Annotated in this window: 24 protein-coding genes and 1 other RNA gene; 8 read left to right on the top strand and 17 right to left on the bottom strand. The window is 51.4% G+C overall.

Annotated elements, in window-relative coordinates; all coding sequences use genetic code 11:
• Positions 1-31 precede the first annotated feature (31 nt).
• Together OGV57_RS09040 and OGV57_RS09045 are read right to left on the bottom strand one after the other, a co-directional pair.
• Positions 32-427, bottom strand: a complete 396-nt coding sequence (locus tag OGV57_RS09040) for a YraN family protein (protein WP_003024946.1) — start codon at positions 425-427, stop codon at positions 32-34.
• Positions 385-2,436 (bottom strand): penicillin-binding protein activator, encoded by a 2,052-nt coding sequence (locus OGV57_RS09045; protein ID WP_054528821.1) that lies wholly within the window; start codon positions 2,434-2,436, stop codon positions 385-387. Before OGV57_RS09045 ends, OGV57_RS09040 begins: the two co-directional genes overlap by 43 nt.
• Positions 2,437-2,499: 63 nt before the next feature.
• Here OGV57_RS09045 and rsmI point away from each other — a divergent pair, with 63 nt between their 5' ends.
• A complete protein-coding gene (gene rsmI / locus OGV57_RS09050; protein WP_003024942.1) occupies positions 2,500-3,363 on the top strand; it encodes a 16S rRNA (cytidine(1402)-2'-O)-methyltransferase in 864 nt (287 codons plus the stop codon).
• Positions 3,364-3,418: 55 nt separating this feature from the next.
• On the opposite strand, the gene kbaY is transcribed toward rsmI, so the two are convergent.
• From kbaY to kbaZ, 8 genes are all read right to left on the bottom strand, one after another.
• The gene (gene kbaY / locus OGV57_RS09055; RefSeq protein WP_016151042.1) at positions 3,419-4,300 is read right to left on the bottom strand and encodes a tagatose-bisphosphate aldolase subunit KbaY; all 882 of its coding nucleotides are present in this window, start codon (positions 4,298-4,300) and stop codon (positions 3,419-3,421) included.
• Between the two features lie 12 nt (positions 4,301-4,312).
• Positions 4,313-5,467, bottom strand: coding sequence for an AgaS family sugar isomerase (locus OGV57_RS09060; RefSeq protein WP_003839993.1), 1,155 nt, complete (start codon positions 5,465-5,467; stop codon positions 4,313-4,315).
• A 301-nt stretch (positions 5,468-5,768) separates the two neighbouring features.
• On the bottom strand, positions 5,769-6,902 hold the full coding sequence (gene nagA, locus OGV57_RS09065) for an N-acetylglucosamine-6-phosphate deacetylase (RefSeq protein WP_016151041.1): 1,134 nt from the start codon (positions 6,900-6,902) through the stop codon (positions 5,769-5,771).
• Positions 6,899-7,333: a PTS galactosamine/N-acetylgalactosamine transporter subunit IIA gene (agaF, locus tag OGV57_RS09070; RefSeq protein ID WP_054528820.1), complete on the bottom strand. Its 435-nt coding sequence runs from the start codon at positions 7,331-7,333 to the stop codon at positions 6,899-6,901. The genes nagA and agaF overlap by 4 nt, the downstream gene beginning before the upstream one ends.
• Positions 7,334-7,349: 16 nt before the next feature.
• Positions 7,350-8,228 (bottom strand): PTS N-acetylgalactosamine transporter subunit IID, encoded by an 879-nt coding sequence (agaE, locus tag OGV57_RS09075; protein WP_003024929.1) that lies wholly within the window; start codon positions 8,226-8,228, stop codon positions 7,350-7,352.
• On the bottom strand, positions 8,218-8,997 hold the full coding sequence (gene agaW, locus OGV57_RS09080) for a PTS N-acetylgalactosamine transporter subunit IIC (RefSeq protein ID WP_003839998.1): 780 nt from the start codon (positions 8,995-8,997) through the stop codon (positions 8,218-8,220). The genes agaE and agaW overlap by 11 nt, the downstream gene beginning before the upstream one ends.
• Positions 8,998-9,007: 10 nt before the next feature.
• Positions 9,008-9,481, bottom strand: coding sequence for a PTS N-acetylgalactosamine transporter subunit IIB (agaV, locus tag OGV57_RS09085; protein WP_003024925.1), 474 nt, complete (start codon positions 9,479-9,481; stop codon positions 9,008-9,010).
• A 19-nt stretch (positions 9,482-9,500) separates the two neighbouring features.
• The gene (gene kbaZ, locus OGV57_RS09090; protein WP_008320556.1) at positions 9,501-10,796 is read right to left on the bottom strand and encodes a tagatose-bisphosphate aldolase subunit KbaZ; all 1,296 of its coding nucleotides are present in this window, start codon (positions 10,794-10,796) and stop codon (positions 9,501-9,503) included.
• 249 nt (positions 10,797-11,045) lie between these two features.
• On the opposite strand from kbaZ, the gene OGV57_RS09095 reads away from it, so the two are divergent.
• Together OGV57_RS09095 and agaR are read left to right on the top strand one after the other, a co-directional pair.
• Positions 11,046-11,852: a DeoR family transcriptional regulator gene (locus tag OGV57_RS09095; protein ID WP_003024922.1), complete on the top strand. Its 807-nt coding sequence runs from the start codon at positions 11,046-11,048 to the stop codon at positions 11,850-11,852.
• Positions 11,853-12,176: 324 nt separating this feature from the next.
• Positions 12,177-12,947 carry a transcriptional repressor AgaR gene (agaR, locus tag OGV57_RS09100; protein ID WP_003024920.1) on the top strand — a complete coding sequence of 257 codons (771 nt, stop codon included), beginning with the start codon at positions 12,177-12,179 and terminating at the stop codon, positions 12,945-12,947.
• A gap of 37 nt (positions 12,948-12,984) precedes the next feature.
• Here agaR and OGV57_RS09105 read toward each other — a convergent pair whose 3' ends face one another.
• From OGV57_RS09105 to garD, 7 genes are all read right to left on the bottom strand, one after another.
• Positions 12,985-13,905 (bottom strand): ROK family protein, encoded by a 921-nt coding sequence (locus OGV57_RS09105; protein ID WP_003840003.1) that lies wholly within the window; start codon positions 13,903-13,905, stop codon positions 12,985-12,987.
• A gap of 18 nt (positions 13,906-13,923) precedes the next feature.
• The gene (locus OGV57_RS09110) at positions 13,924-15,180 is read right to left on the bottom strand and encodes a Gfo/Idh/MocA family protein (protein ID WP_003840006.1); all 1,257 of its coding nucleotides are present in this window, start codon (positions 15,178-15,180) and stop codon (positions 13,924-13,926) included.
• Positions 15,181-15,216: 36 nt separating this feature from the next.
• Positions 15,217-16,323, bottom strand: a complete 1,107-nt coding sequence (locus OGV57_RS09115; protein WP_003024911.1) for an ABC transporter ATP-binding protein — start codon at positions 16,321-16,323, stop codon at positions 15,217-15,219.
• An 11-nt stretch (positions 16,324-16,334) separates the two neighbouring features.
• Positions 16,335-17,159, bottom strand: coding sequence for a carbohydrate ABC transporter permease (locus OGV57_RS09120; protein ID WP_003024907.1), 825 nt, complete (start codon positions 17,157-17,159; stop codon positions 16,335-16,337).
• A gap of 10 nt (positions 17,160-17,169) precedes the next feature.
• Positions 17,170-18,114, bottom strand: coding sequence for a carbohydrate ABC transporter permease (locus OGV57_RS09125; protein ID WP_003024905.1), 945 nt, complete (start codon positions 18,112-18,114; stop codon positions 17,170-17,172).
• A 72-nt stretch (positions 18,115-18,186) separates the two neighbouring features.
• Positions 18,187-19,446 carry an ABC transporter substrate-binding protein gene (locus OGV57_RS09130; protein WP_054528819.1) on the bottom strand — a complete coding sequence of 420 codons (1,260 nt, stop codon included), beginning with the start codon at positions 19,444-19,446 and terminating at the stop codon, positions 18,187-18,189.
• Between the two features lie 355 nt (positions 19,447-19,801).
• Positions 19,802-21,373, bottom strand: coding sequence for a galactarate dehydratase (garD, locus tag OGV57_RS09135; protein ID WP_054528818.1), 1,572 nt, complete (start codon positions 21,371-21,373; stop codon positions 19,802-19,804).
• A gap of 403 nt (positions 21,374-21,776) precedes the next feature.
• On the opposite strand from garD, the gene garP reads away from it, so the two are divergent.
• From garP to rnpB, 5 genes are all read left to right on the top strand, one after another.
• Entirely contained in the window at positions 21,777-23,111 is a 1,335-nt protein-coding gene (gene garP / locus OGV57_RS09140; protein ID WP_003024898.1) for a galactarate/glucarate/glycerate transporter GarP, read from the top strand.
• A 15-nt stretch (positions 23,112-23,126) separates the two neighbouring features.
• On the top strand, positions 23,127-23,897 hold the full coding sequence (garL, locus tag OGV57_RS09145; protein ID WP_003840018.1) for a 2-dehydro-3-deoxyglucarate aldolase: 771 nt from the start codon (positions 23,127-23,129) through the stop codon (positions 23,895-23,897).
• A 30-nt stretch (positions 23,898-23,927) separates the two neighbouring features.
• Complete coding sequence (gene garR, locus OGV57_RS09150) at positions 23,928-24,818, top strand: 2-hydroxy-3-oxopropionate reductase (protein ID WP_003840019.1); 891 nt, start codon at positions 23,928-23,930, stop codon at positions 24,816-24,818.
• Positions 24,819-24,883: 65 nt separating this feature from the next.
• A complete protein-coding gene (gene garK, locus OGV57_RS09155) occupies positions 24,884-26,029 on the top strand; it encodes a glycerate 2-kinase (protein ID WP_044714478.1) in 1,146 nt (381 codons plus the stop codon).
• Positions 26,030-26,061: 32 nt separating this feature from the next.
• Positions 26,062-26,438: RNase P RNA component class A (rnpB, locus tag OGV57_RS09160), an RNA gene on the top strand.
• The last annotated feature ends 444 nt before the right edge of the window (positions 26,439-26,882 follow it).

Below are 26,882 nucleotides of genomic sequence, written 5' to 3' on the forward strand. Positions count from 1 at the left end.
AATCCTTAAGAACCAGGCTCTGAATCTTCAACTATGAGCGGTCGTTGAACGCGTCCTTAAACCACTCAACATCATTTCCGGTGAAGGCTAACACATCGAACCGGCAATCCACAGTATCAAAACTCCCATTGTGGCGCGCAAGCCACAAGCGGGCGGTCTGTAATAATTTGTGTTGTTTGCTCCGGGTCACACTCGCCGCTGCGCCGCCAAACTGGGCCGAGCGCCGATAGCGGACTTCAACAAAGACGGTGGTGCTGCCTTCACGCATTATCAGGTCGATTTCGCCGCCACGTTCACGCACGTTGGCGGCGATAAAATGCAGTCCCTTGCTTTGCAGCCAGTCACGCGCGGTGGATTCCCACGCGTCACCGGTCTGTTTACTCGTTAACTGGCGGGGACGACTTGTCCTTGCTGGTATTTGAGCCATGATAACTTCCTGTTAATCACACAATCCGGCGTTGCGGTTAAGGCCCCGGTGTTGCCGTTAATTTCGAAACCCTGTACCTGACGCATTTGCGAGAAGTGGTTGGCAAGTGACCAGGCATCGACGCCCATCGCATACATACGTGCCAGTGAGTAGTCGTTACGAACCGCGCCAAGCGCCTGCTGCATGAGAGGAGCGTTAGCACCTGCAAGCATCGGTATTTCGCTGTACTGCAAGCCTTCCATCTCCAGACGGAAATCCGGGCCAGCAGTTCCCTGCGCGCTACGGGAGCTGGCGTACAGCGTCGCTCCGCTCTGGCTGCCGTTGCGCATAGCGATCATCGGCTTAATAAAGGCAATTTCTTCCGGCGTCGCCAGAATATACACGGCATCAACACGGCCGCTGCCGCCGGTGATCTGCGCATCGGTGGGCGCAGCCGGAATCGTCAGGCCGCCAATCGTCACGCCAGGTTGCGCAGGTACAGAGGAGGCCACCGGGCTGCCCGTCAGGGAAATTCCCGAGCCGCCGTTGACGCCCATTTTCAGCTCGGCGGTGGAGCCAAACTTCTGCTGCAACACTACGCCGCCGCCCAGCTTTTGCCATTCCTGTGCAAAGGCGTTGGCAACGCGATCGCCTAATGAACTCCGAGGGATCAACAACAGCGGCGTCTGTTTTCCTTGATCGCGGATGTGACGCGCGGCGTCGCGTGCTTCATCTTCTGGCGACAAAGCGAAGTAGCAGACGTTCGGCAGGTTTTTCACCGACTCCGGCTGATTAAGTGCCAGCACGTTTAATGGCGTATTGCTTTTCATCAGCTCTTCAACATTGTTCTTCAGCAGTGGGCCAACCACGATGCTGGCGCCATCCTGTTGAACCTGAGTCAGAATTTGGTTCAGAGGCTGTGATGAAGTGTCGTAGATTTTCAGCTCTGCTGATGGATTCGCCGGTGCGCTGGCGGTTGTTGGCTGAGCGGGTGCTGTGGGCTGGGCAGCAGGTGTTTCTGGCTGAGCTGGCGTCTCGTTGGTCAGATCGCTTACTGACGCCTGAGAAGGGCTGGCAACGCCGTCAGTCGTTTGCGGCTGTTCTGTGGTCGTCGCAGCTGTTGTATCCGCAGCAGGCGCAGCTACCGCAGGGGCCGCTACGGGTTGAGTACCCATATTTTTCGCCGCTTCAAAGCCTTGCTGAATAGTCCGGCCAAATACAGCGGCCTGACCGTTCAGCGGCAGCAGCAGCGCAATTTTGCTGGTGGAGGCGGGCTTAAAGCTCTGGACGTTAACCAACTGCGTTGGCAGTATTTTTGCGCCCGGGTTTTGCGGATAACGTTTCTGCCAGTCCGCAATACCGGCTTTCATCATGTCTGGATCGTTACGGTTATCGAACCAGACGCGCTGGAGATCCAACCAGCCTTGCAGCACGTTTTCATCCGCATTGATGACCAGTGCCTGTGCTTGCTCCTGGGTCATGGATGACAGCGCCTGCCAGGTGGCATCGATGTTTTTCTGCTTAGCATTCGCGGCCAGCAGCGGTTCCTGGGCGATCAGGGCGCGCAGTAGTGTCAACGATGGGCGACCCTGGTTGACGTCGATTTGCGCCTGCCAGTATCTGGCCTGCTGGTTTTGATCGAAATCGGCAGGAGTGAGTTTATCCAGCAGGGCCTGAGCGCCAGCGATATCTTTCTGCGCGAGCTTGATCTCGACGGCCAGCAGAGACTGCTCACGACGCTGAGTGTCGTTTAGTTTCTGCGGCAGCTGGTTCAACAGCTCGATAGCCTGCTGGCTCTTGCCTTCTTTCAGCAGTGCACGAATGGCGAGTAATTGCCAGTTGGTCTTGCTATCATCTGAGCTTTGCTGCATTTGTTGCAGATAAAAGCCGGAATCAGCCTGCGCAGTGCCCTGCATATGGGCTGCACTCTGGTCTGGCGCCTGGGTGCCACAGCCTGCGAAAATCAGTGCTGCCAGAATGACTGGTAGCGCGCGCGCGGCTTTCAAACGAGAAAATGTTGAGGGTACCATACTGTATCCAGTGATATTTTTTTACTCAATGCTCAATATTAAATCGGCAATACGGACGACACAATGAAACAACACGAATCGGCGGATAATTCTCAAGGCCAACTCTTTATTGTACCTACTCCTATAGGAAATTTGGCTGATATTACCCAACGAGCGCTCGAAGTTTTACAAGCCGTTGATTTGATTGCCGCTGAAGACACACGTCATACAGGATTATTGTTACAACACTTCGCGATTAACGCCCGTTTGTTCGCGTTACACGATCACAATGAGCAACAAAAAGCGGAAACGCTGGTGGCGAAACTCAAAGAAGGGCAAAACATTGCGCTGGTTTCCGATGCCGGAACGCCGCTGATTAACGATCCTGGCTACCATCTGGTGCGCACCTGTCGCGAAGCGGGGATCCGCGTTGTTCCGCTGCCAGGTCCTTGTGCGGCGATTGCTGCCCTGAGCGCTGCTGGTTTGCCTTCAGACCGCTTTTGCTATGAAGGTTTTCTGCCTGCCAAATCGAAAGGGCGTCGTGATGCGATGAAAGCCATTGAGGCAGAGCCGCGTACGCTTATTTTTTATGAATCTACCCACCGCTTGCTGGATAGCCTGGAAGACATGGTTGCCGTCTGGGGCGAATCCCGTTACGTGGTGCTGGCGCGCGAGCTGACCAAAACCTGGGAAACCATTCACGGCGCACCGGTCGGCGAACTGCTTGCGTGGGTCAAGGAAGATGAAAACCGTCGTAAAGGTGAAATGGTGCTGATTGTCGAAGGGCATAAAGCGCAGGAAGACGATCTCCCTGCCGATGCGCTGCGTACGTTGGCTTTATTACAGGCAGAGCTGCCGCTGAAAAAGGCCGCCGCGTTGGCCGCTGAAATCCACGGCGTGAAAAAGAATGCACTGTATAAGCACGCACTGGAACAACAGGGAGAGTAAGCCCGATTGTTGATGGCCAAACCGACAAGGGTATGGCCATAAGCTAACACAGAGCTTAAGACTGAGCGGCAGTTTCACTGATTAATAAGCGGTTTGCTGACCCGCATACAGTGATTTTGCTACGCACCACTTCTTTCATCGCATCCATACCGACCCGCATGTAATAGCGAGGATCGTTGCCCTGCGGATTCTCCGCAAACCACGCCTTGACCGCATCGGCAAAAGCGATTTTCAGTTCAGTAGCGACGTTAACTTTGCAAACGCCAAGCTCGATCGTGCGGCGGACGTATTCGTCAGGAACATCGCTTGCGCCATGTAAAACCAGGGGAACGTCGACGACCTCACGAATTTCACCCAGCCGCTGGAAATCGATCTTGGGCGTTTTGGTATATAAACCGTGTGCTGTGCCGATGGCAACTGCAAGGCTATCTACGCCAGTACGCTCAACAAACCGTTTAGCTTCTTGTGGATCGGTGAGGAAGGCGCTTTCTGCATCCACGCTCATATCATCTTCTACGCCACCGAGGCGACCCAGCTCAGCTTCCACGCTGCAATCTTTGGCATGGCAAAAATCCACAACGGATTTCACCAGCTTCACGTTTTCTTCAAACGGAAAGTGGCTGCCGTCGATCATTGCGCTGCGCACTCCTGCATTCACTTTACGACGGATATCGTCCAGCGACTCATGGTGATCAAGGTGCAGCGCCAGCGGTATACCGTAGCTGGTGGAATAAGCGCTGCACAGCGCGTAGATCTCTTCCAGCGCGATATGCTTAAAGGTGCCCGGTGTTCCGGCAAGGATCACCGGCGATTGCATTTCATAGCACACCTCAAGGATCGCCTGGATCGTCTCGGCGTTATGAATGTTAAAGGCGGGTACGGCATAACCCTTTTTTTGGGCATCCAGCAGGAGGTATTTCGTGGAAATAATGCTCATAAAACGATCCTTTTAGGCGTTCCAGGGATGAATAACAACGCCCTGTACAACGCGGTTCACAGTGCCGCTGGCAGAAGGCGTATCCGGTGTATTGCCGATATTGATGGATTGCGTCAAAGCAAAGACCTGGGCGTAGATCAGGAAGCAGAATGCCAATTCCATATCGATGAAAGAGCGTGCTGGTGGCAGCAGAATATGTGGGCCAGCTTCAATCGCCTCATGGGTTTGTGCGGCAATCGCGACAACCCGCAATGCCTGCCGATCGCGGCGTAACTCTGCCAGCAGATCGAGATCGTATTGACGTGTATAGGGATGGCTGGAAACAAAGACCACTACCAGCGTTTCATTATCAACCAGCGACTTTGGACCGTGACGAAAGCCTGTAGGGGAGTCATAGAATGCGGCCAGTTTGCCTGCTGTCAGTTCCAGGACTTTCAGTGCCGATTCCCGCGCAGCTCCCTGTAATCCACCGCTACCGAGGTAAACGATCCGTTTCCAGGGTTCATTGCCAAATACGCCGTCGCTGAAATCACCCAGTGAAGTCAGAATCGCCTGGCACCGATCGGCCACGTCGCGGAAGGTCTGACTGTTGATTTTTTCCGGGGCGAATACCGCCAGGCAGCTGGCCATCATGGTGGTAATGCTGCTGGTCATGGCGAAACCACGGTCATGTGTCTCTGCGGGCATCAACAGAGCAAAGGCATTGTCGCTTGCGACTGCGTTTTGATAGAGGCTACCTGCTTCGTTGCAGGTGATTGGCAGGTGATAGCACTCAGGTACAAACTGATTAGCCAGTTCCACTGCCGCAACACTTTCAGGGCTGTTTCCTGAGCGAGCGAAAGAAATGAGCAGCAGCGGATGTGCGGGATTCAGGTAATCCATCGGATTAGTGACCAGATCGGTGGTTGGCACAGCGCTGATGTTTTTACCGGTATAGCTTGCCAGCCAGGGGGCGATGATGTCGCCAATGAATGCTGATGTTCCGGCCCCAGTCAGTATGATCCGCAGATCGTTTTTGCGCAGTAATGGTGCGAGAAAGCTGTCAATGGCAGAGCGAATGTTGTCGATATTCGTAAGGGAACGGATCCAACTGGCAGGTTGTTGACGGATCTCTTCTTCGGTCCAGGTGCCCGTTACCGCGGTAACAGGGGTATAGGTTTCTGGCATAACTTAAGTCCTTAGTCTTGTAAATTCCACATAAGACGCTGGCGAGAATGTCGCTATCTTTCGTTTCGTTTCACTTGTTCATCTTGTCGATTGATTAAAATCTATAGGAAAGAAATCGAAAGAGCAATGATCCAAAATGAAATAAAACGAAATTTGTGATCGTGAGAACGAAAGGGGCGATTATCTTATTGATCTATAAGAAGTACGCTTGTTGAATGATGGTTAGGTATTTACTCAAGCGAAAGGAAAAGAAAGGCCTTGCGATCGAAGACCGCAGGCCAACACGAGACAAAATGAAAGGTCAAAGGGGGAGAGCCTGACCCTGAATCCAGATCTGTTGTAAATGCAGCCCGCTATTAAGCGCGATCGCGTCGGCACGTTTTCCCACTGCTAACGATCCCAGGTGGCGATCGATACCCAACAGACGTGCGGGGTGGAGAGAGGCCATATGAATTGCCTCTTCTGCCGTTATCCCGGTGAGCTCGACCATATTACGTACGGCGGCATCAACCGAGAGCGTGCTACCAGCCAGACCACCGGAAGCGGTACGCACAATACCACTGTGCATTTCCACTTCCTCACCGCAGAGCGTATAGCGCCCGTCTGGCATTCCTGCAGCCTGCATGGCATCGGTGATCAGCACCAGCCTGTCTTTGGCGCAACAGCAGCAGAGCTTCATGGCCGCTGGGTGGACATGGTGTCCGTCAGCGATAAGTTCCAGCCAGGCGCGAGGGTCGGTTAACCCTGCGCCAACCATTCCTGGATCCCGATGATGTAAGCCGGTCATACCGTTATAGCAGTGCACCAGTCCGTCAGCACCGGCGTCAAAGGCCGCGCGGGTTTGTTCCCAGGTAGCAGCGCTGTGTCCCAGCATCACCCGTACGTTGCGCTGCTTCAGATGTTCGATGGCCTGTAATGCACCGGGTTTTTCTGGTGCCAGCGCAACGACGCGCAATGTTTGCTGGGAAATCGCAATCAGTTCATCCAGTTCACTGAGTTCCAGTTCCCTGAAAAGCTCAGGCGGGTGCGCCCCTTTGTTCTGCGGCGTAAAGTACGGGCCTTCAAGATAACTGCCCAGCACCTGTGCGCCGGGTCCTCCGGAATGGTAACGATGGGCGATACGCTCAAGCGCCTTGCGAATATCTGGTAGTGGAGCGGTGACGGTAGTGGGTAGCCAGTTGGCTACCCCTTCACGTGCTTTGTGCATCGCCAGTTTGTCGAGCGTATCTGGTGCTTCATCCATCACATCGACGCCCGCACCGCCGTGCACGTGGATATCAATGTAAGCCGGACAAAGCAGGTCTGCATCGTGGACCATAACGCCAGAGGGGATTGGCTCTATTTCTGCAATGATGCCGTCTTCAATGTGTATTTGATGATCGTCCAGCCAGCCCCGTTCGGTCAGTAGACGTCTGGCGCGAAGTAGCTGTCTCATATCCCTTCCTCAACGGGCTTTTCCTCACGACAGCGTCCCAGTTCGTCCACCAGGCTAGTTAAACCACGATGCCCGCACTCCAGCGCCTGCAAGCGAAATGCTTCGCTGGTCAGGCCATCGCGCTCCAGCACCATTTCCAGCAGTAGTTGCAGATTAGTGCCAGTGATCACCTCGGTGCCTTGCCTTTGCATGGCCAGGGTGGAAGCGACGCGAAATGGTGTCCCGCCTAACAGGTCTGTCAGAAACACGATGTCTTGCTGCGCATCCAGTTCACTCACCGCCTGTTCAAGCTGCGATGTGAGTAAGGCGGTGGTTGAGGTTTCCGGAAAGTCGATGGCGATGAACTGTGATTGTTCACCCAGAATCTGTTTCATCGCATTTTCCATTCCGCTGGCAAACCCGCCATGACCCGTCAAAATAATACCTAACATCTACAACCCCTTATGTTTACAGGAAGTGACAGAACTTACCTACGACGCCGAGCACCACGGTAATGGCGATAAGGCGCAGAGGACTCCAGCCACGGCGGACCAGCCAGAACATGGTTAATGTGTAGACCAGCGGTAAAAAAGCAGGCATCAGCTTGTCTATCACATCTGTTTGCAGTTTCACCACTGCATCGCCAGCAGTGATTTCCAGCGTAGTGCTCAGGCGAACATAGGTCGCTACCAGCGCGCCGATCACCGTCATCCCAACGATGGATGCCGCATGTCCAACCTTTTTGGTGTTAGCTTTAATCAGCGGGATGGCAGCAACGCCCATTCGATAAGCATAGTGTGCCAGCCCAAAGCGCAGACCAAGATGAACCACGTTGAACATAACAATAAAGACAACAGCGCCAAGAATAGAGCCTTGCAGCGCCAGGCTGGCCCCGATACCGCCGCAAATAGGCAGTAACGTTAACCAGAACATGGCATCACCGATACCGCCAAGTGGCGCACCCACGGCAATCTTGGTGCTTTGAATACTGTTCACATCCTGCTTGGAGCGTTCCATCGCCAGGATAATCCCGATAACAAACGTGACCAGGAATGGGTGCGTGTTGAAGAAGCCCATATGGCCTTTCATCGAACGCGCCAGATCGCGCTTATTGGTGTGGATCTTTTTCAGAGCAGGTAACAGGCCGTACAGCCATCCTGATGCCTGCATACGTTCGTAGTTAAAAGAGGCCTGCAACAGCATTGAACGCCAGGCAACACGGTTGATATCTTTTTTCGTCAGCTCGGCACCGATATTCTGGTCTTCGTAGACGTTTTCATTGGTGCCAGACAGCAGCGTTTCTTCGGTTTCGGAAACGTTCGGCAGAGCCGTTTGATTAGATGCCATCTTCGAATTCCTCTTTTTGTGCTGCGGGAGCTGTAGGTTCAGGTGATTTACGCAGAAAATCGATCAGCGCCATTGCCAGTGCTGCGGCGGCGATTGCCAGCACAGGGAGTTTGAGCCAGGCTGCGGCGACAAAACCCAGGATGAAGTAGGGGATATAGACGTTTTTCATCATGATTTTCAGCAGTACGGCGAAGCCGATAGCTGGCATGATGCCGCCTGCCACGCCGAGGCCGTCAATCAGACGCGTCGGCAGAACATCTATCGCGGTTTTGGCATGTTCCGCGCCAAAGTAAATTGGCAGGAACGCGCATAAAAAGTAGAAGGTCCCCAGCGCGAGCAACGCCAGATAGTTGACCCGCTCAATCCCGGCTGTATCGGCATTCGCTGCCATGCGATCGCAGCGAGCCATCACCCCGGACATCACAGAGAACAGGAAGGTAATCCCCATCTGTACTGCTACGGCGAACGGTACCGCCACACCTACGGCAACTTCAGGTTTCACTCCGGTCGTTATGGCAAACGTGGTTCCCACGATAGTGCCGATAATCACGTTTGGCGGCTGAGCTCCTGCCAGTGGGGCCAGACCCATCCACACCAGTTCCAGCGTACCACCTGTTAAAATACCGGTATGCAGATCGCCCAGAATCAGGCCGACCAGCGGCCCGAGAACAACCGGGCGGTGCATGTGCGTTAACCCGTTGAACATATCCAGGCCTGCAATAAAGGCGAGAATACCCAACGCAAAAGCCTGCAACAGACTGATTTCCATTGTGAATCCCTCAGAGAAGTTTATAGAGGTCCTGGGCGGGTTCTGTTGGAACGCCCTGAACGAAGCATTCCACTCCAGCGGCTTTGAGCCCGTTGAACGCCGTAATATCGGCAGCGTCTACAGAAACCGTTTTGGCGATTTGTTGTTTGCCGTTGGCGTAGTGCATATTGCCAACGTTGATACGGTTAACAGGAACACCGCCTTCGACCAGACGGAAGAAATCCGCAGGCGATTTGCAGACCAGCAGAATTTTCTGGCGATCGGCGGCACGGTGAATATTGTCGATCACTTTTTGTAGTGACCAGAAGCGTACGGCGATCCCTTCTGCCAGTACCATTTCCATCAGGTTTTGCTGCACTGGATCTTCAGCCACCTCATCATTAGCGACCAGCACCAGGTTTGCCCCCGCAAACCCGACCCATTGCACACCAACCTGACCGTGAATCAGACGTTCATCAATGCGACTTAATACAATGTTTGGCATGGTATTTTTCTCTTTTTTGTTATGCGTTACGAGCTGGAGCACCCAGGCAGGCGCAGTGATATTGCTGCAGTATGTCCTGAATATGGTTAATGATGAGTTCTCGCGGCGTGGCGCTGAGATCTCCCTCGCGCACTTTTACGTACTGCAAGGGTAAATACTGGCTAATCAGCGGCAGTGGAATGGGGTCATCCGCCAGGTTACGTACCAGACGTTCGAATGCCTCATCAATCTGGCTGTCCGGCCAGTAGTAACGAACCCGATCGGAGTAGCTGTATCCGCGAGCCAGACGGCGTGCGTTGCCATCACCGTGATAGTGGCTCTGCCAGTACTCTGGTCGATCAAGCATTACGCTTTCCAGCACATGTCGCAGGCCTGAACAAGCTTTTGCAGGCAGTAATTCTTCTTCAATGGCGGCTAATGAAAACAGCGCTTCGCGCAGAGCGAAGGTCAGCGCAGGTCCCACTTTCAGAATAGCGAAGTGGTCTATCACCAGTTGACGCAAGGACTGTGGCGTTTGGTAATCGGTAGAGTGCGCTTCAAACACGAGTGTGTCGTAGTCTTCCACCATTTTGCTGAGTGCCACAGCTTTCTGTGGTTGATAATCAATGATGTGTGTGTGGTCGAATTCAACGCCAGGTTGCACCACCAGGGCGATAATACGCGGCCAGATACCTTCCAGACCGTGCTTTTCAAAGGCGTGATAGTGAGCCTGAAGCGTTGCGCGTGCGGCATCGGGCGTTGTTACCGCCAGGTCGGTTAACGTTTCGTGAGCGCCACCTGGAACCGGCACTTCTGTGCCAATCACATAGACCAGGTCAGACTCGCCAAAATGTGCCATACAGGTTTCTTCGGCGACTTTTGCCAGACGTGCGGCGCGCTCAGCGACAATTTCATCCGTCAGTGGCACCGGGTCGTTAGCACAAGACATGCTGCAATCGAGGTGGATTTTTTTAAAGCCTGCGGCGACATAGCTCTTGATCAGATCGTCTGCATTGGCCATTGCCTGTTCCGCAGGCAGATTTTGCCAACGGTTTGGCCCGAGATGGTCTCCGCCGAGAATCAGCATATCCTGAGAAAAATCAAGCGAGTCGGCTAAACGGCAGACAAAACTGCGAAAATCGGCTGGTGTCATACCCGTATAGCCGCCAAACTGGTCAACCTGATTAGAGGTTGCTTCGATCAACAGCGGTGTATGGTTTGCATGGGCGTAGCGTATTGCGGCTTCCAATACGATTGGATGCGCGGAACAAACGGCATAAATCCCGTTTGCCTTCCCCCGTTTATGCTGCTCGACCATTTTAGTTAGATGTTTCACTTTCCTCTCCAGGTCAGATTACTGCGACATCAATCTTTCGTTTTGTTTCATTTAATACTGCATCATGGTGTTATAAAAATAAAACGAAAGATAATAGTTTTCCGATCTGTTTCACAAAAGAAACACAATGAAAGGTTTCAGCGTAAGTTCGTCCGGCTCTTCCCTGCTTGCGGGGCTTGCATTCGCGCAAAAGAAAGGCGTTAATAGACAAAACGAAATAAAACGAAAGGTTTAACTAAAGGATTTCTTATGAGTAACACCGAGTCCTCTGCAGACAAGCGCGTTATTGGCACCAGCGAAAGACGTGAGCAGATCATCCAGCGGTTACGGCAGCAGGGAAGCGTTCAGGTTAACGATCTTTCCTTATTTTTTGGCGTCTCCACGGTCACTATTCGCAACGACCTCGCCTTTCTGGAAAAGCAGGGGATTGCGGTACGTGCCTATGGCGGAGCGCTAATATGCGAGAGCAATGCGCCTGTTGTGGAGCCTTCTGTAGAAGATAAGAGTTCACTTAATACGGCAGTAAAACGCAGTATTGCCAGAGCCGCCGCAGAGTTAATTCAACCGGGACACCGCGTGATCCTTGACTCCGGCACCACGACCTATGAAATTGCCCGCCTGATGCGCCAGCATACCAATGTCATTGCTATGACTAACGGTATGAATGTCGCCAATGCGCTACTGGAAGCCGAAGGGGTTGAGCTGCTGATGACCGGCGGTCATTTGCGTCGTCAGTCACAATCGTTTTATGGCGATCAGGCTGAGCAGTCGCTACAAAATTATCACTTCGACATGCTGTTTCTTGGCGTTGATGCTATCGATTTAGAGCGTGGTGTTAGCACGCACAACGAAGATGAGGCGCGTCTCAACCGCCGGATGTGTGAAGTGGCTGAACGTATCATTGTCGTTACCGACTCGACGAAGTTTAACCGCTCCAGCCTGCATAAGATTATTGATACCCAGAGGATCCACACCATCATTGTTGATGAAGGCATCCCAGAGGAGAGCTTGCAGGAACTACGCCGCAGCGGTGTTGAAGTGATCATTGTTGAGTAGTCCCGCTCTAAAATTCAAAAATGTGATCCCATTCAATTAAACAAAAACAAACCATAAGCGAGCTTTTTTAGTAGCTCGCTTTCGTTTTTTTGCATGCTTCCCGTCTCTTTCTCGCATCTTACTCGCTTTTGACCTTTTCATTTTTTCGGTTTTCTTCGTTTCGATTTGCTAAAACGAAAGAAAATAGTCAATTTTTGTTAAATTCAACGCTGGGCCAGTGCGCACAAATTCACCTTATTGCTTCTGATGTAATATATTCAAAAGAAAACGAAAGTGCTAAAGCGCTAAAACAAAACAACATGAATATTTGATGGAGCAATAGAAATGCTGGATAACTTAAGACGTCGCGAGCAAATAATTGATCTGCTATGCGATCAGGGTAGCGTTCGTGTCGAGCCACTGAGCGTCCATTTTGGTGTGTCATCGGTTACGATCCGCAACGACTTACGTTATCTGGAACAGAAGGGATGTGTCATGCGCTCCTACGGCGGGGCGGTTCTCAATCAGCACTTTGCCCTTGACCGGCCTTTGCAGGATAAGGACCGGCTGAATCGCGATGTGAAAACGCGTATTGCCGAAAAAGCGGCCAGCTTTGTGAAAGATGGTGACACGTTAATCCTCGATTCCGGTTCGACCACCACGCTCATTCCTCCTATGTTAAAAAATCGCCGCGATCTGGTGGTGATGACCAATGCGCTCAACATTGCATGGGAACTGGCGAATTTTGAGCGCGTAGACGTCATGATTCTGGGAGGGAATGTCAGGCAAAGCGTCTATTCATTGTATGGCCCTTCAGCAGAACACCAGCTTAGGCAATACCGGTTTGATAAGCTTTTCTTAGGCGTTGACGGATTCTGCCTGGAAGCGGGAATTACCACGCCACATCCGGGAGAAGCACATCTGAATCAGGTAATGTGTGAAGTTGCGCAGGAGGTCACGGTAGTCGCTGACTCCAGCAAGTTTGGCCGCAAAAGTTTCTGTATGATTAGCGAAATCAGCGGGATTGACCGGGTGATTACCGACAGCGGGATCCCAGAAAATTACCACCGGACGTTAATCCAGCTTGGGGTGGATGTGGTGATTGCGGATGAATAACTGAAACTGCTGGCGAGTTTCCCCCGCCAGCAGTTTTTTAGTGGGTCTGCGTACCCTGTTCAACCAGCAGCAATGCGGCACCGCGAACCCCGCTGGATGCGCCATGGATGGCCGGGAATACGCGGGCAGGTTCTAATCCCGGGAACAAATAACGTGACATGGCCTGCGGCAGCAACGTATAAATTTCTTCGATGTTGGAAACCCCACCGCCGAGAACAAAAGCATCGACATCCAGAATCAACTGCAATTGCGCCAGCGTACAACCCAACATATCAATCCATGCTTCTATGGTAGTAACGGCGCTGGCATTGCCATGACGATAATGCTCCAGCAGGGTCTCCATTTTGAGTTGTTCTCCGCTGAAGTGTTTGTGGAGCCACAGTAAACCGGGGCCGGATTGATAGCGTTCCAGACACCCTTGTAAGCCACAACCGCACTTCAGTTCCGGTAAATGATAACGACGCATAAACGTTGCCGGAAGCGGTAAATGGCCAAACTCACTGGCCATTCGGTTGCGACCCCGATACAGCTGACCGTCAATGACTAACCCTCCACCCATGCCGGTGCCAATAATGGCACCAAAAATTCTGGAGAACTGGCGAGCCTGCTGGGTATGGGCTTCCGAGAGTGCAAAACAGCAGCAATCATTGTCCAGTTCAACCGAACGATTGAGGCGGTGGGCCAGATCGTTCATCACCTGGCGTCCAGTAAGGCAAGGCACGTTAGATGACAGTAATTTTCCGGTATGTCTGTCCATAAGACCGGGCATGCCGATGCCAATTTTTCCTTGCGTTCCAGTCGCCCAGTCGGCGGTATCAATAAGTGAAGTAAAGGTCGAAAGAAAGAGTTCATAATCCTGGACTGGCGTGGCGACGCGCTTGCGCCAGCAAACCTGCATTTCCTTATCAAAAGCGACAATTTCAGTTTTGGTTCCACCAATATCAACACCGTAAAACATGCCTCATCTCCTCCGGCTTCACAGCGTAACCAGACTGTTTTCCTTGCGAGCGCGTTCTGCGGCAAAGACCATTAAGTGACTTTCCAGTGACTCATCCGGGCCAGAAAGGATCATATTTTGATCGTTGGCCATCACTGCATGGATAAAGCGATCCATCAGGTAGTAATCGCCACCACCATGTCCCCCCATCTGGGTTTGTGTTCCAGCGGCGATCTCCTCGATCTGATGCACAGTTTCTTTGTCTGTCAGGAAATCAAACACCCGGATCTGCTCGCCATCACCTTCCAGATAACCTCTGGTGCCAAACAGGCGCGTTTTTCGATCTTCCATTTTGGTAAACGCGGTCATGGTAAAGGTCACTGTCTGCTGGTGGGCAAAACGTAAGTTAACAACCTGATGATCCACCACATCATTATCACAACGATAAACGCAGCGACCATAAGGCCCATCGCGCAGCGCCTGGCGGACATTTTCTTCGCTGGGATCTGCAGTCAGCACCCGACGGAAGTGGGGAGTGCATTTGTGGTTTTCACCCAGATAAATTTTGCAGGCAGACCAGGGGCAGGTTGCTTCAACCTGACAATCAAGGCAGCGGTCGGCGGCGCCAGCAGGCTGATTCTCTTTCACAAAGTGGCTCAGGCTGCCAAATGATCCTACGTCCTTGCAGTTGTCGCCCATGATGTAGCGGATCCAGTCCAAATCATGACAGGATTTCTGTAATAACATAAATGACGATTCTGCTTCATTGCGCCAGTTACCACGTACAAACGAGTGCGCCTGATGCCAGTAACCTACGGGTTCGAGATGCTGCATGCTGACAATATCGCCAATTACGCCATCATCAAGCAGTGATTTCAGCTTTTGCGTATAGCGGGTGTACCGCAGGACGTGCGCGACGGCCAGTAATACGTTGTTGCGTTTAACCGCATCAATAATGATCCGGCAATCTTCTGGCGTAGGGGCGAGCGGTTTTTCCAGCAGAATGTGATAGCCGAGATTGGCAAACGCCACGGCAGGATCTTTGTGCATATTATCCTGCGTGCAAATAAGTACTACGTCGGCCATTTTGGGTTGGGCCGCAGCCTCTTGCCAGTCGCAAAATACGTTATTTGGGGCAATCTTATGCTGTGCGACAAACTGCTGGCGATACGCCTCTCTGGGCTCAGCAACGCCTACTACCTGCATTCTGTCTGGATGTTCAAGCGCATAGCGAGCATATATTTCTCCGCGCGCACCAGCCCCTACCACTAATACGGTCACTTTATTCGCACACATATAAACCTCTCATTTTTCACTTAGCCTGAATAACGATCAGGCCAAATTTTCTTCATGTTTTTTATCAAACAAAAAGGCGGCTTCCAGATTAAATTTCACTTTGATAGATTCGCCGGGAAGAGGGGCCCAGTCGGGTGAGGAGTTAATACGTAAGATCATATGTTGCTCACCAATATCAAAATGCAGAAGGTCTTCGTTGCCCATCCTTTCTACGTTGGTAATGTGCGCATCGAACGCAGAGACGTCATGCTGTGAGGCTAACTGAATGGCCTCTGACCGGATGCCGAACCAGACGCTGGAGTGCGGATATTGCTCCAGTAGGTTACTCAAGCGTGTATTTAATGGCAGGATTAAATTATCAGCCAGGCGCAGACCACGAGTGCCGGGTTCAATATCAAGCAGCATAATATTCATTGCCGGATTACCAATAAAACCAGCAACAAATTTATTCCTGGGATGATGGTAGATATTTCCTGGGGTATCCACCTGCATAATACGACCGCCATTAAGAACGCAAATCCTGTCTCCCATCGTCATCGCTTCAATCTGATCGTGCGTGACGTACACCATGGTTGCGCTCACGCCTTCGTGACGCAGTTGTCGATGCAGTTCTGTCAGCCGCACGCGCATTGAAACACGCAGCTTTGCATCCAGGTTGGAAAGCGGCTCATCAAACAAAAAAACGTCTGGCTTACGCACGATGGCCCTGCCAACGGCAACGCGCTGACATTGACCGCCCGAAAGTTGGCCGGGCTTTTTATCGAGTAATGTCTCTATTTCCAGCTTGTGTGCAGCTTCCCGTACGCGGATATCAATCTCTTCTTTGCTCATTTTCCCTAACAGACTGAATGCCATATTTTTATAAATCGTCATGTGGGGATAGAGGGCATAATTCTGGAAGACCATGGCAACGCCTCGCTCCTTTGGTAGCAGGTCGTTGACGCACTTCTCTCCGATTGCGATATGACCATGAGTGATATCTTCCAGACCTGCAATCATGCGCAGCAGCGTTGATTTGGCGCAGCCTGATGGCCCGACAAACACCATGAATTCGCCATCGTGGATTTCAAGATCAACGCCATGGATCGCCTGGAAGCCATTGGGATAGACTTTGCTTACTGCCTGTAATTGAATACCTGACATAACACTGCCCCTTATCCTTTAATTCCGGCACCAGCGATGCCGCGAATAAAATAGCGCTGGAAGAAGATATAAAGTAACAACATCGGGATAATCGCCAGCAATGCGCCCGCCATTAACATCGGATATTCCACGCCTGAGCGTCCGGAAAGTGAGGCTAACCCCACCGGTAATGTCATTTTATCCATGGAGGTGTTGACGATCAGCGGCCACATTAAGTTATTCCAGCTCCACAATCCGTTAATAATGACGCAGGCAATCAGCCCTGGTTTAATTAATGGCAGCATAATTTTGAAGAAAATAGTCAGATGGTTATACCCATCCATAATGGCTGCCTCTTCCAGTTCTTTAGGTACTGACAGAAAAAACTGACGCAATAAAAAGGCGCTATATATGCTGAATAAACCCGGTAGCACCAGTCCAGGAATTGAGTTCAGCAAACCGATTTTTTCAACGGTTAAAAACTGTGGGATTAAAAAGATCTGACCGGGCACCATCAGAATTGAAATACACAGCATAAACAGGACATCTCGCCCTTTAAAACGCAGTCGGGAGAAACCGTACGCTGCCATTGCCGCAATCAGCGTCTGCAAAATGACGATGACCAACGTGGAGACGATCGAGTTAAAGTAAAAGCTGCCAAAAGGCATTTCATGCAAGATTTTACCGTAAGCCTGAAACCCTGGGTTGGCAGGTAGCAGGATCGGCGGAAAGGCGATGCTTTCTGCCTGGGTTTTAAAAGAGGTGATGATCATCCAGATGAAGGGAACCACAGTTACCAGCGTCGCGAGGATCATCAAGCCGTAAATTAGCCATTTTTCACGTTTAGTCATGAACATCGTGGTTGCCTCACTGTGCTTTAAGTCGTTTACCAATCCATATTTGCAGCAGCGTCAGGACCATCGTGATAACGAAAATCACCACGGCGATCGCTGAGGCATACCCTTTTTCATGGTAGATAAAGGCGTATTTATAGAAGAGATAGGCGATAGTCATTGTCTGATCGTCCACCATGGATGAACTGCCAAACAGCAGATAAACCACATCGAAAATTTGCAGCGTTTCGATAAAAGAGATCACCAGTACGAAAAACAGCGTGGGGATCATTAGCGGTAAGGTAATAGACCAGAATCCACGCAATTTGCTGATGCCATCCAGCGACATCGCTTCATAAATTTGTTTGGGGATCCCCTGCAATCCAGCGAGCAGAATGATCATCTTCAGCGCAATAGCCGACCAGATGATAACCAACGAGGCGCTCAGGCGGACGACATCGGGATCGGATAACCAACCGATGGCCGGAAGATCGAAAAAGGCCAGGATCTGATTAATTAAGCCGAAGTTTCGGTTCATCAACCACTGCCAGACCATAGCAATGGCCGCAGGCATAGTGACAGCGGGCAGAAATAACAGCGTGCGAAACAACCACTGACCGCGAATCGCCTGATTCAGGCCAATTGCGAGCAGTAATGACAAAACGGTGATTATCGGTACGCAAATAAAAACATAGGCCAAGGTGTTATAAATTGCTGAACGAAACTCATCATCGCTGAATAAATTAATATAGTTATCTAAGCTGATCGTCGTCCAGATCTGAAACTCACCCAGGTCAGTGAAACTATAAAAAACGTTCTGGAAGAATGGAGTAAAGTAAAAAACAATTAACCCCGCCAGTAACGGCATAATCATTATCCATCCCCAGAAGCGTTCTTCTTTTTCCAGCTTGGTCAGGGATTTTTTTTGCACCTCTCTGGCCGGTAATTGTGGGGATGCAGCTTCATCTGAATAGCTCATACAGACTCCGGGATGCTCACTGTGCAACCAAAATATATTGCGAAAGCGAGAGGGAGCATGGCTCCCTCAGGATTATTTCTGCATTTCTCGTTCAACGCGTTTAGCAACACCAGGCATGACTTTCTCTGGGTCAGTACCCGTCCACACTTTTTTCAAGCCATCATTCAGAATGCTATTCCACTTAGCGGTATTGGAGCCCGCGGTTGGATATTTATGTGAGAAAGCCAACGAATCGATATAGGCTGAAACATCAATATCCTTAAAGCCTTCAGCCCACTCTTTGGCCACTTTTTGGTTAGCCGGGATCACGACTTTTCCCGTCGCCAGAGTCTGCTGCGCATGCTCAGAACTCATGAATTCAATGAACTTCCACGCCGCATCTTTATGCTGACTTTTGGCTGACATAGCAAATGCCAGACTATGGGATACACCTGCCTGCTCTGCCATTTTTGGCATTGGCACTACGCCGATGTGATCCTTAATCAGCTCATTTTGAGAGAAGGGTAATGCCCACCATGAGCCTGCGTAGACCATGGCTACCCGGTTTGACTGGAAGACGTCTGAGGCTTCCATCTCGCCTGGCGGTTGGATTAGTCCCGCGTTCAGCATGCCTTGAACATCGCGATAGACGGCGATAGCTTTGTCATTGGCAACATCCGTTTTGCCCTCAGGTAGTACAATCTTATCCCCGGCCTGTAATAGCAGGTTAAAGTAACTATCCTGTCCGCTGCTGAATTCCATTGCCAGTGGATAAGACTGTTTATCCAGCCCTTTACGTAACTGATCTGATTTTTGTTTTAGATCATTCCACGTCCAGTTTTTATCGGGATAACTCACACCAGCCTGATCGAACATTTTTTTGTTGTACCAGACGGCAATTGCATCAATATCCCTTGGGATGGCATATTGTTGCGACTGGTATTGGTAGGCATCGACTGAGCTTTTAACAAAATCATCCAGTTTTGGCGCTGATTTATCTTTCAGATAATTACTCAGTGGTTCCAGCATGCCATTTTTCACATATTGCTGGAAATTAGGCATGTTCATCCAGAATACATCCGGTGCTACATTTCCACCGACTGCTGAACTGAGTTTGATAAAATACTGGTCATAAGGAGTTAGTTCAATTTCGACCTTAATTCCGGGGTTGTCTTTTTCAAATTCATTAACGAGCTGTTGTTCGCCAGGGAGTTGATTACGGTCCCATAACGTGTAGCGTAATTTAACAGGCTTTGCGTCCGACTGGCCTTCAGCACTCGCGAAGACAGGAGTTGCCAGTAAACAGGAAATAAGACAAGCCAATGCGACATTATTTTTATTCAGGGTATACATAACTTCCCTCTTTATTCAGGTCAGAATGCTTATGAGGTAAATTACAGGAGCCTATGAATAATCTGTTTTACACCGGAGAAAGTCAAAGCAGTAAAAAAGAGGGGATTATCGCATTAAAACAAGGTCGTCTTTCGGTAGGTTTCTCTTTTATCAAAACGAAAATATAACGTAAAACAATGGTGGTATTATTTCTTTTAATTTCATGTCGTTAGGTTCATTTGGCAGGTTTGAATCGAAAAAAACAGATGTTTAAAAAAACCTCTTAAAATGCGAACGTTATCACTTTATTTGTTGAAGCATCGACATCAAAAACGGGGACAAATCCCCGTTTTTTCGTTGGCTTTCGTTTCGATAATCAGGTCACTGGCGCCGGGTTAAACACCGCCAGTTGGTTATGCAGTCCCCACTGATCTGAGAAGGTTTTCTTACGTCCGCTGGCGACGTCGAGAATAAACTCGAACAGTTTCAGACCCACGTCTTCAATGGTTTCTTCTCCGGTAGCGATGGTACCGGCGTTGATGTCCATCAGGTCAAACCAACGATTGGCCAACTCCGTGCGTGTCGCCATTTTAATCACCGGCACGGCCATCAGGCCATACGGCGTACCGCGACCGGTGGTAAAGACTTGTACTGTGATCCCGGAAGCAACCTGTTGCGTACCGCAGACAAAATCGCTGGCGGGGGTGGCAGCGTAAATCAGGCCACGTTTGGTTGGACGCTGTCCCGGCGACAAGACTTCGACAATCGCGCTCTTGCCCGACTTCGCAATAGAACCCAGTGCTTTTTCCACCACGTTTGCCAGACCGCCTTTCTTGTTGCCCGGTGATGGGTTGGCGCTGCGGTCAGTCTTGCCCATATCCAGGTAGTTGTCGTACCAGGCCATCTCCTCGAGCAGGCGTTTACCCACCTCTTCGTTAATCGCGCGCGGGGTCAGAAGGTGGATGGCATCGCGTACTTCGGTGACTTCGGAGAACATCACTGTCGCGCCACAGCGTACTAACAGGTCGGAGGCATAACCTACCGCTGGATTGGCCGTCACGCCGGAAAACGCATCGCTGCCGCCGCACTGCATGCCGACCACCAGTTCTGATGCCGGGCAGGTTTCACGCTGGCGCTGATTGAGCTTTGCCAGATGGCGTTCGGCCACCTGCAAAATATCGGCAACCATCGATTGAAAGCCGACGTGTTTTTCATCCTGCAGGCTGACGATGCTGGCGCTGTCGACCGGAATGCTTTTTACATCGTGCGTACCTTCCAGCAGGCGCTCTGGCTGCAGTTTTTCACAGCCGAGGCCAATGACCATTATCTCACCGCCAAAGTTAGGGTTCAGCGCAATATTATGAATAGTTCGAATGGGCACGATGGCGGCTGGAGCGTTAATCGCCACGCCGCAACCGTACAGATGATTGAGCCCCACCACACCGTCAACATTCGGGTATTTGGGCAGCAGATCGCGTTCAATGATTTTCACCACATAGTCCACCACGCCCGCCACGCAGTGCACGCTGGTGGAGATGCCGAGCAGATTCTTGGTGCCAACGCTACCGTCAGCATTGCGGTAACCTTCGAAGGTATAACCCTCGAGAGGCGGCAGCGGCTCAGGCACTTTAGTTGCCAGCGGCAGCGTCTCCAGCGGCGGAGCCTTGGGCAGCTCAACCATTGATTCATCAATCCAGCTGCCGCGTGGGATGTCGCGAACGGCATAGCCTATCACTTCGCCATAACGCACGATTTCGCCATGAACAGGAATATCCACGAGCGCCACTTTATGACCCTGGGGAATATGTTCAATGAGTTCCAGTCCGTCCGGAAAACGCGTTCCGGCTTTCAGACCATTGTCATTGACAATTATCGCCACATTATCTGTTTCGTGAACTTTAATATAAAACGCCGTTGGCGATTCTTGTCTAATTTCGATTTCGGCCATTGTCCAGTATTCTCCAACAAGTGGTGATAATAGTGTGGATATTTATATTTTGAATCTCATTTTCAGTAATAAAGATTCGGTATCGTGAAATAAGAATGTCAGGAGTTTATCGTGAAGAATGTGACAATGATCACTTAAACTCAGCAAGACCGCACCAGCAGGGGTAGCAATACGTAAATGTGTGGATTAGCGCCCATGTATGTGTGCATATGCCCAAAACATTATTTTCATAACGCATATTTAATGAGCGCTTGCACAATGATTAACGTTGCACTGCTGATTATACTAAATCACGGTTTCATAGCGTCTGATAAATTATTATACGTTTTTATTATCGGTAATTTATCACCAGGGATATCTGCCAAATAATAATAAAAACTTTTATGTACCCGAGGTAATTAGAATGATACTGGATACAGTTGTCGAGAAAAAGAAAGGTACGCACACCCGTTACTTAATATTGCTAATAATATTTATTGTTACCGCCGTTAACTATGCGGACCGTGCCACGCTATCTATTGCCGGCACGGAAGTGGCGAAAGAGTTGCAGCTCAGTGCCATTTCAATGGGTTACATTTTCTCCGCCTTCGGTTGGGCTTACCTGTTGATGCAAATCCCTGGCGGCTGGCTGCTGGATAAGTTCGGTTCGAAGAAAGTCTACACTTACAGTCTGTTCTTCTGGTCGCTGTTCACCTTTCTGCAGGGTTTTGTCGATATGTTCCCGCTGGCCTGGGCGGGTATTTCAATGTTCATCATGCGTTTCATGCTGGGCTTCTCGGAAGCGCCGTCCTTCCCGGCGAACGCCCGTATTGTGGCGGCCTGGTTCCCGACGAAAGAGCGCGGTACGGCATCTGCGATTTTTAACTCCGCACAATATTTCTCTCTGGCGCTGTTTTCGCCGCTGCTGGGCTGGCTGACCTTTGCCTGGGGCTGGGAGCACGTCTTTACCGTGATGGGCGTTATCGGTTTTGTGCTCACCGGCCTGTGGGTAAAGTTTATTCATAACCCAACCGATCACCCGCGTATGTCGCAGGAAGAGCTGAAGTTTATCTCTGAAAACGGCGCGGTCGTGGATATGGACCATAAAAAGCCCGGCGATGTGAAATCAGGTGGTCCTAAACTGCATTATATCAAGCAGTTGCTGACAAACCGCATGATGCTTGGCGTGTTCTTCGGACAGTATTTTATCAACACTATCACCTGGTTTTTCCTTACCTGGTTCCCGATTTACCTGGTACAGGAAAAAGGCATGTCGATCCTGAAAGTCGGTCTGGTGGCGTCGATTCCTGCGCTGTGCGGATTTGCCGGTGGCGTGCTCGGCGGTGTGTTCTCTGATTATCTGATTAAACGTGGCTTCAGCATCACCCTGGCACGTAAGCTGCCGATTGTGCTCGGAATGTTGCTCGCGTCGACCATTATTCTGTGTAACTACACCGATAACACCACCCTGGTTGTCGCGCTGATGGCGCTGGCGTTCTTCGGCAAAGGCTTCGGCGCGCTGGGTTGGCCGGTGATTTCCGATACCGCGCCGAAAGAAATCGTTGGTCTGTGCGGTGGGGTATTTAACGTATTTGGCAACGTAGCCTCTATCGTCACCCCGCTGGTGATTGGTTATCTGGTGAGCGAGCTGCACTCATTTAATGCTGCGCTGATGTTTGTAGGGTGTTCGGCGCTGATGGCAATGGTTTGCTACCTGTTTATTGTCGGTGACATTAAACGTATGGAATTGCAGAAATAAACAAAGGTATAGGCGATGAATAACACGATTTTCCCGAATAAGTTTAAAGCGGCCCTCGCGGCGCAACAGATTCAGATTGGCTGCTGGTCTGCATTGGCCAGCCCAATCAGTACCGAAGTTTTAGGCCTGGCGGGTTTTGACTGGCTGGTACTGGACGGCGAACACGCGCCAAACGATATCTCGACGTTTATCCCGCAATTGATGGCGCTGAAAGGCAGCGCCAGCGCGCCGGTCGTACGCGTGCCGACCAACGAGCCGGTGATTATCAAGCGCCTGCTGGATATTGGGTTTTACAACTTCCTGATCCCGTTCGTTGAGACACAAGAAGAGGCGGTGAACGCCGTGGCGTCGACCCGCTATCCGCCGGAAGGTATTCGCGGCGTGTCCGTCTCCCATCGCGCCAATATGTTTGGCACCGTACCGGACTACTTTGCGCAATCGAATAAGAACATCACCATCATCGTGCAGATCGAAAGTCAGCAGGGCGTTGATAACGTTGACGCCATCGCGGCGACCGAAGGTGTAGACGGTGTCTTCGTCGGCCCAAGCGATCTGGCTGCGGCGCTAGGCCATCTCGGCAATGCGTCACATCCTGATGTGCAGAAAGCTATCCAGCACATTTTTGCCCGCGCGAAAGCACATGGCAAACCAAGCGGAATTCTGGCGCCGGTAGAGGCGGATGCGCGTCGTTATCTGGAGTGGGGCGCGACCTTTGTTGCTGTTGGCAGCGACCTTGGCGTGTTCCGTTCAGCCACGCAGAAACTGGCTGATTCTTTTAAGAAATAACCACCATCGACAGTAGAGAGAGATAAAGACATGACAATGAAAGTTGGTTTTATTGGCCTCGGTATTATGGGTAAACCAATGAGTAAAAACCTCCTCAAGGCAGGTTACTCGTTGGTGGTTGCTGACCGTAACCCGGAATCCATTGCGGAAGTCATTGCCGCTGGTGCAGAAACCGCCGCCACGGCGAAAGATATTGCTGAGCAGTGCGACGTGATCATCACCATGTTGCCGAACTCGCCGCATGTTAAGGAAGTGGCGCTGGGTGAAGGCGGTATTATTGAAGGGGCGAAACCGGGCACAGTGCTTATCGACATGAGCTCCATTGCACCGTTGGCCAGCCGTGAAATTAGCGACGCGCTGAAAGCGAAAGGCGTGGATATGCTGGATGCGCCGGTCAGCGGCGGCGAGCCAAAAGCGATTGATGGTACGTTGTCGGTAATGGTCGGCGGCGATAAAGCGATTTTCGACAAGTATTACGATCTGCTGAAAGCGATGGCTGGCTCAGTGGTACATACCGGCGACATTGGCGCGGGTAACGTCACTAAGCTGGCGAACCAGGTGATTGTAGCGCTGAACATTGCGGCGATGTCTGAAGCGCTGACGCTGGCGACCAAGGCGGGTGTGAACCCGGATCTGGTGTATCAGGCGATCCGTGGCGGACTGGCCGGAAGCACCGTGCTGGACGCGAAAGCGCCGATGGTCATGGACCGCAACTTTAAGCCAGGTTTCCGTATTGACCTGCATATCAAAGATTTGGCGAATGCGCTGGACACTTCTCATGGGGTCGGCGCGCAGTTGCCGCTGACTGCTGCAGTCATGGAGATGATGCAGGCGCTTCGCGCAGATGGGCTGGGCACCGCCGATCACAGCGCGCTCGCATGCTACTACGAAAAACTGGCGAAAGTGGAAGTCACACGCTAACAAGAAGGGCGCGGATGTGCGCCCTGTATTTCTTGCCTTGCGCGGCACAGTCAGGCTACATAACTATGAAAATCGTAATTGCCCCAGACTCTTATAAAGAAAGTCTATCTGCCACTGAGGTCGCTCAGGCAATAGAAAAAGGATTTCGGGAAATATTTCCCGATGCGCAATATGTTTCAGTTCCGGTGGCCGACGGCGGCGAAGGAACGGTCGAAGCCATGATTGCCGCCACGCAAGGGAGTGAATATTCCGCGTGGGTAACGGGGCCGCTGGGCGAAAAAGTGAATGCCTGCTGGGGCATGTCCGGAGATGGTAAAACTGCGTTTATCGAAATGGCGGCAGCCAGTGGTCTGGCGTTAGTCCCTCCTGATAAGCGTAACCCGTTAGTCACCACGTCACGTGGTACCGGGGAATTGATTTTGCAGGCGCTGGATAGCGGGGCGCAGAGCATTATTATCGGCATTGGCGGTAGTGCAACCAACGACGGCGGCGCGGGTATGGTGCAGGCTCTGGGCGCGAAACTTTGCGACGCTAACGGGACTGAGATTGGCTACGGGGGCGGTAGTCTGATGAGCCTCAACAGCATCGACATTTCCGGTTTGGATCCGCGATTAAAAACCTGCTCCATTCGCGTGGCCTGCGATGTGACCAATCCGCTCACAGGTGATACTGGCGCTTCGCGCATCTTCGGCCCACAGAAAGGGGCGACGGAAGAACGCATTATCGAACTGGACCGAAATTTGTCTCACTATGCCGACATCATTAAAAAATCGTTACGGGTAGACGTGAAGGATGTTCCCGGGGCGGGGGCTGCCGGTGGTATGGGCGCTGCGTTAATGGCTTTTTTAGGCGCGGACTTGCGCAGTGGTATTGAGATTGTGACCCAGGCGCTCAACCTGGAAGAGCATATTCACGACTGTACGCTGGTGGTGACCGGGGAAGGACGCATCGACAGCCAGAGCATTCACGGCAAAGTGCCGGTGGGCGTGGCGATCGTCGCGAAGAAATACCACAAACCGGTAATTGGTATTGGCGGCAGCCTGACGCGCGATGTGGAGGTGGTGCATCAATATGGTATCGATGCGGTGTTTAGCGTATTGACCAGCATCAGTACGCTGGAAGAGGCCTTCCGTGGGGCATTTGACAATATTTATCGCGCCTCAAGAAACATCGCCGCTACGTTAGCGATAGGAATGCGCAGTGCGGGGTGACATTACCCCGCAAACCCTCTATACTGCGCGCCGAAGCTGACCAGACAGTCGCCGCTTCGTCGTCGTCCTCTTCGGGGGAGACGGGCGGAGGGGAGGAAAGTCCGGGCTCCATAGGGCAGGGTGCCAGGTAACGCCTGGGGGGGAAACCCACGACCAGTGCAACAGAGAGCAAACCGCCGATGGCCCACGTAAGTGGGATCAGGTAAGGGTGAAAGGGTGCGGTAAGAGCGCACCGCGCGGCTGGTAACAGTCCGTGGCACGGTAAACTCCACCCGGAGCAAGGCCAAATAGGGGTTCACAAGGTACGGCCCGTACTGAACCCGGGTAGGCTGCTTGAGCCAGTGAGCGATTGCTGGCCTAGATGAATGACTGTCCACGACAGAACCCGGCTTATCGGTCAGCTTCACTCTTTATAAAACCCCGCTTCGGCGGGGTTTTTGCTTTTCGGATAGGCCAGATGAATGACTGTCCACGACGCTATGCTCAAAAGAACGCGGCTTATCGGTCAGCTTCACTCTTTATGAAACCCCGCTTTGATGGGTTTTTTGCTTTCTGGGCAGGTTGTTATGCCTGATGGCGCTGCGCTTATCAGGCCTACAGGTATGGCTGGAACGGGTTTTGTAGGCCGGATAAGGTGTTTACACCGCCATCCGGCAGACGTTATACCTGTCGCGTTACGCTTGGTTTAACACGACTCTGGCGTTTATTTTCTCTTCATCTACTCTTTATTTGACCTTTATTTATGCGCTGAATGTCTTTTATTTGAGGGAATGCGTTGTAGGGTATTTTCGTTTTTGTGATGGCTAGCACAAAACGCTGAGCGATACGTTTTTATCGAGAATAATCGAACGCA

The sequence above is a fragment of the Citrobacter sp. Cf087 genome (genome assembly GCF_030334285.1).
Taxonomy (GTDB): Bacteria; Pseudomonadota; Gammaproteobacteria; order Enterobacterales; family Enterobacteriaceae; genus Citrobacter; species Citrobacter freundii.